The following is a 5,541-nucleotide window of genomic DNA, read 5'->3' as shown; positions in this document are numbered from 1 at the left end:
GAGGCTGCCAGCATGCTGTTGCGCGCCGCGTTGTGTGTTGGGCGTGATTTTGGTGTTTTAGAAACACGAACGCCCGATCACTGGGTTGTGATCGGGCGTTGTGTTGAAGGGTAGCCTGGCGCTGACCTACTTTCGCGAGCGGATTGCTCACTATCATTGGCGCGGCTGCGTTTCACGGTCCTGTTCGGGATGGGAAGGGGTGGTTCCACAGCGCTATGGGCACCAGGCTGAAGCTTGTCATGCAGGCTCGAGGTGCATCGTGCCTGCATGTGGAAGAAGTAAAGGATATGGGGTGATTGTGTGCGCGAGGCACTTTTGATCACCGGTGCAGATTCAACGTTTTGTTGAGCACACGGTTATAGGGTCAAGCCGCACGGGCAATTAGTACTGGTTAGCTTAATGCATTACTGCACTTCCACACCCAGCCTATCAACGTGGTGGTCTTCCACGACCCTTCAGGGGGATCGAGTCCCCGGGAAGTCTCATCTTGAGGCGAGTTTCGCGCTTAGATGCTTTCAGCGCTTATCTCTTCCATACTTAGCTACCCGGCGATGCCACTGGCGTGACAACCGGTACACCAGAGGTATGTCCACTCCGGTCCTCTCGTACTAGGAGCAGGCCCCCTCAAACTTCCAGCGCCCACGGCAGATAGGGACCAAACTGTCTCACGACGTTTTAAACCCAGCTCACGTACCACTTTAAATGGCGAACAGCCATACCCTTGGGACCGGCTACAGCCCCAGGATGTGATGAGCCGACATCGAGGTGCCAAACTCCGCCGTCGATGTGAACTCTTGGGCGGAATCAGCCTGTTATCCCCAGAGTACCTTTTGTCCGTTGAGCGATGGCCCTTCCATACAGAACCACCGGATCACTATGTCCTGCTTTCGCACCTGCTCGACGTGTCAGTCTCGCAGTCAAGCTCGCTTTTGCCATTGCACTTTAGGTACGATGTCCGACCGTACCAAGCGAACCTTCGAACTCCTCCGTTACCTTTTAGGAGGAGACCGCCCCAGTCAAACTGCCTGCCATGCACGGTCCCCGACCCGGATTCACGGGCCTAGGTTAGAACCTCAACGACACCAGGGTGGTATTTCAAGGATGGCTCCTCGTGATCTGGCGACCACGTCTCACAGCCTCCCACCTATCCTACACAAGTCCCGTCAAAGTCCAATGCAAAGCTACAGTAAAGGTTCATGGGGTCTTTCCGTCTAGCCGCGGGGAGATTGCATCTTCACAAACATTTCAACTTCGCTGAGTCCCAGGAGGAGACAGTGTGGCCATCGTTACGCCATTCGTGCAGGTCGGAACTTACCCGACAAGGAATTTCGCTACCTTAGGACCGTTATAGTTACGGCCGCCGTTTACCGGGGCTTCGATCAAGAGCTTGCACCCCATCACTTAACCTTCCGGCACCGGGCAGGCGTCACACCCTATACGTCCACTTTCGTGTTTGCAGAGTGCTGTGTTTTTATTAAACAGTCGCAGCCACCGATTCTCTGCGACCCCGTTTGGCTCCATCCGCGAGGGACTTTACCTACTAGGGGCATACCTTCTCCCGAAGTTACGGTATCAATTTGCCGAGTTCCTTCTCCTGGGTTCTCTCAAGCGCCTGAGAATTTTCATCCTGCCCACCTGTGTCGGTTTGCGGTACGGTCAATCCATGACTGAAGCTTAGAGGCTTTTCCTGGAAGCGTGGTATCTAGCACTTCAGAGCACGTGGCTCCTCGTCATCACATCTCGGCTAAGCCGCGCGGATTTGCCTACGCAGCACGCCTACCTGCTTAAACCGGGACGTCCAACACCCGGCTGCTATAACCTTCTCCGTCCCCCCATCGCATCATGGACTGGTACAGGAATATTGACCTGTTTCCCATCGACTACGCCTTTCGGCCTCGCCTTAGGAGCCGACTCACCCTACGCCGATGAACGTTGCGTAGGAAACCTTGGGCTTTCGGCGAGCGGGCCTTTCACCCGCTTTATCGCTACTCATGTCAGCATTCGCACTTCTGATATCTCCAGCATCCGTTACCAGACACCTTCGCAGACTTACAGAACGCTCCCCTACCATATGTCTTACGACATATCCGCAGCTTCGGCTCGTGGCTTGAGCCCCGTTACATCTTCCGCGCAGGACGACTCGACCAGTGAGCTATTACGCTTTCTTTAAAGGATGGCTGCTTCTAAGCCAACCTCCTGGCTGTCTATGCCTTCCCACCTCGTTTTCCACTTAGCCACGCATTGGGGGCCTTAGCTGGCGGTCTGGGTTGTTTCCCTCTTGACGATGGACGTTAGCACCCACCGTCTGTCTCCCATGCTCGCACTTCTCGGTATTCGGAGTTTGCTATGGCGGGGTAGATCGCAATGACCCCCCCAACCATTACAGTGCTCTACCCCCGAGAGTGATACATGAGGCACTACCTAAATAGTTTTCGGGGAGAACCAGCTATTTCCAAGTTTGTTTAGCCTTTCACCCCTATCCACAGCTCATCCCCTAATTTTTCAACATTAGTGGGTTCGGACCTCCAGTACCTGTTACGGCACCTTCATCCTGGCCATGGATAGATCACTTGGTTTCGGGTCTACGCCCAGCAACTGAATCGCCCTATTCAGACTCGCTTTCGCTACGCCTCCCCTATTCGGTTAAGCTCGCTACTGAACGTAAGTCGCTGACCCATTATACAAAAGGTACGCAGTCACCCCTTTCGAGGCTCCCACTGTTTGTATGCATGCGGTTTCAGGATCTATTTCACTCCCCTCCCGGGGTTCTTTTCGCCTTTCCCTCACGGTACTGGTTCACTATCGGTCGATCACGAGTATTTAGCCTTGGAGGATGGTCCCCCCATCTTCAAACAGGATTTCACGTGTCCCGCCCTACTTGTCGCACGCTCAGACCCGCCATCTACTTTTCGCATACGGGACTATCACCCTGTATCGTCGGACTTTCCAGACCGTTTTGCTAAGTAAATGGTTTAGTCGTGCAGGCTACTCCCAGTTCGCTCGCCACTACTTTGGGAATCTCGGTTGATTTCTGTTCCTCGAGCTACTTAGATGTTTCAGTTCGCTCGGTTCGCTTCCTCTGGCCTATGTATTCAGCCAGGGATGACCCTTACGGGCCGGGTTTCCCCATTCGGACATCTGCGGATCAAAGCTTCATTGCCAGCTCCCCGCAGCTTTTCGCAGGCTTGCACGTCCTTCATCGCCTGTGATCGCCAAGGCATCCACCACATGCACTTATTCACTTGACCCTATAACGCTGTGCTCGACTTGCGTCTCACACCGCACTACAGGATAGTTCTCAAGCGCTCGCGCTATCTATCCCACCGCTGGTTCAAAGTGGTGGGACGATGCAATCACTACCCATGAGATGCCAGCGCGGTTGAAACGCCGACATCCCTTTACTTCTTCCAAATTTTTAAAGATCAGAACTTCGCACCCTTGCGGGTGAGGTCTGGGCAGCATTTCTGCACCCCACGCCTCACACTCAAAGCTACGGCAACAAGTACAACAGACATCCCGGCCAGATCCAGACAGTGGTGGAGGATGACGGGATCGAACCGACGACCCCCTGCTTGCAAAGCAGGTGCTCTCCCAGCTGAGCTAATCCCCCTATGCCCTCATCAGGCAATCTGGTGGGTCTGGTTGGGTTCGAACCAACGACCCCCGCCTTATCAAGACGGTGCTCTAACCAGCTGAGCTACAGACCCGGTCCTTCCAGGGTCGGGTGCTCACTGCGGGACCAGCATCTCTGCCAAACCCGAGCTCCTTGCCCTTGTTGCTTCTATAACAGCCGATAGGTTGTGGACACGTCGCAGTCGTGACTCTAGAAAGGAGGTGATCCAGCCGCACCTTCCGATACGGCTACCTTGTTACGACTTCACCCCAGTCATGAATCTCACCGTGGCGACCGCCCCCCTTACGGTTAGGCTAGCCTCTTCTGGTGAAACCCACTCCCATGGTGTGACGGGCGGTGTGTACAAGACCCGGGAACGTATTCACCGCGGCATGCTGATCCGCGATTACTAGCGATTCCGACTTCACGCAGTCGAGTTGCAGACTGCGATCCGGACTACGATCGGCTTTCTGGGATTGGCTCCACCTCGCGGCTTGGCAACCCTCTGTACCGACCATTGTATGACGTGTGAAGCCCTACCCATAAGGGCCATGAGGACTTGACGTCATCCCCACCTTCCTCCGGTTTGTCACCGGCAGTCTCATTAGAGTGCTCTTGCGTAGCAACTAATGACAAGGGTTGCGCTCGTTGCGGGACTTAACCCAACATCTCACGACACGAGCTGACGACAGCCATGCAGCACCTGTGTTACGGCTCTCTTTCGAGCACCCCCACCTCTCAGCAGGGTTCCGTACATGTCAAGGGTAGGTAAGGTTTTTCGCGTTGCATCGAATTAATCCACATCATCCACCGCTTGTGCGGGTCCCCGTCAATTCCTTTGAGTTTTAATCTTGCGACCGTACTCCCCAGGCGGTCGACTTCACGCGTTAGCTGCGGTACTCAATGAGTCTCCTCACCGAACACCTAGTCGACATCGTTTAGGGCGTGGACTACCAGGGTATCTAATCCTGTTTGCTCCCCACGCTTTCGTGCATGAGCGTCAGTATTGGCCCAGGGGGCTGCCTTCGCCATCGGTGTTCCTCCACATCTCTACGCATTTCACTGCTACACGTGGAATTCCACCCCCCTCTGCCATACTCTAGCTGTGCAGTCACAAGCGCAGTTCCCAGGTTAAGCCCGGGGATTTCACACCTGTCTTACACAACCGCCTGCGCACGCTTTACGCCCAGTAATTCCGATTAACGCTCGCACCCTACGTATTACCGCGGCTGCTGGCACGTAGTTAGCCGGTGCTTCTTCTTCAGGTACCGTCATTAGCAAGCTATGTTAGAGCTCACCGTTTCGTTCCTGCCGAAAGAGCTTTACAACCCGAAGGCCTTCTTCACTCACGCGGAATGGCTGGATCAGGGTTGCCCCCATTGTCCAAAATTCCCCACTGCTGCCTCCCGTAGGAGTCTGGGCCGTGTCTCAGTCCCAGTGTGGCTGATCATCCTCTCAGACCAGCTACAGATCGTTGCCTTGGTAGGCCTTTACCCCACCAACTAGCTAATCTGACATCGGCCACTCCAATCGCGCGAGGTCTTGCGATCCCCCGCTTTCTCCCTCAGGACGTATGCGGTATTAGCACTTCTTTCGAAGTGTTATCCCCCACGACTGGGCATGTTCCGATGTATTACTCACCCGTTCGCCGCTCGCCACCAGGGTTACCCCCGTGCTGCCGCTCGACTTGCATGTGTAAAGCATTCCGCCAGCGTTCAATCTGAGCCAGGATCAAACTCTTCAGTTTAATTCCCAAAACTCGTCAGAATTCACAGGTATAAGCTTTCGCTTAAAACCTTTGATTCGTATGAGCACTTCAATTTAGTTGTCATGCGATCAACCACCGCCCCAAGTTACCCTGAAACGACAGCTGCTCGCCATCTCAACTACAACGTGCCCACACCTATCGGCTGTTTGTTTTGTTAAAG

The 5,541-nt window shown here is 54.4% G+C and carries 2 tRNA genes and 3 rRNA genes; all 5 read right to left on the bottom strand.

What is annotated here, in order from left to right:
• Positions 1 to 113 precede the first annotated feature (113 nt).
• Positions 114 to 227: ribosomal RNA gene (rrf, locus tag METUNV1_RS00145) — 5S ribosomal RNA — on the bottom strand.
• Positions 228 to 360: 133 nt separating this feature from the next.
• Positions 361 to 3,248: ribosomal RNA gene (locus METUNV1_RS00140) — 23S ribosomal RNA — on the bottom strand.
• Between the two features lie 286 nt (positions 3,249 to 3,534).
• A tRNA-Ala gene (locus tag METUNV1_RS00135) sits at positions 3,535 to 3,610 on the bottom strand.
• 20 nt (positions 3,611 to 3,630) lie between these two features.
• Positions 3,631 to 3,707 (bottom strand) — tRNA-Ile (locus METUNV1_RS00130).
• 120 nt (positions 3,708 to 3,827) lie between these two features.
• Positions 3,828 to 5,360 (bottom strand): 16S ribosomal RNA (locus tag METUNV1_RS00125).
• Together the 16S, 23S and 5S rRNA genes with 2 tRNA genes alongside form the textbook arrangement of a ribosomal RNA operon.
• Positions 5,361 to 5,541: the final 181 nt, after the last annotated feature.

The sequence above is a fragment of the Methyloversatilis universalis FAM5 genome, from assembly GCF_000214035.2.
Taxonomy (GTDB): domain Bacteria; phylum Pseudomonadota; class Gammaproteobacteria; order Burkholderiales; family Rhodocyclaceae; genus Methyloversatilis; species Methyloversatilis universalis.
This window is presented reverse-complemented; position numbering and strand designations above follow the sequence as displayed.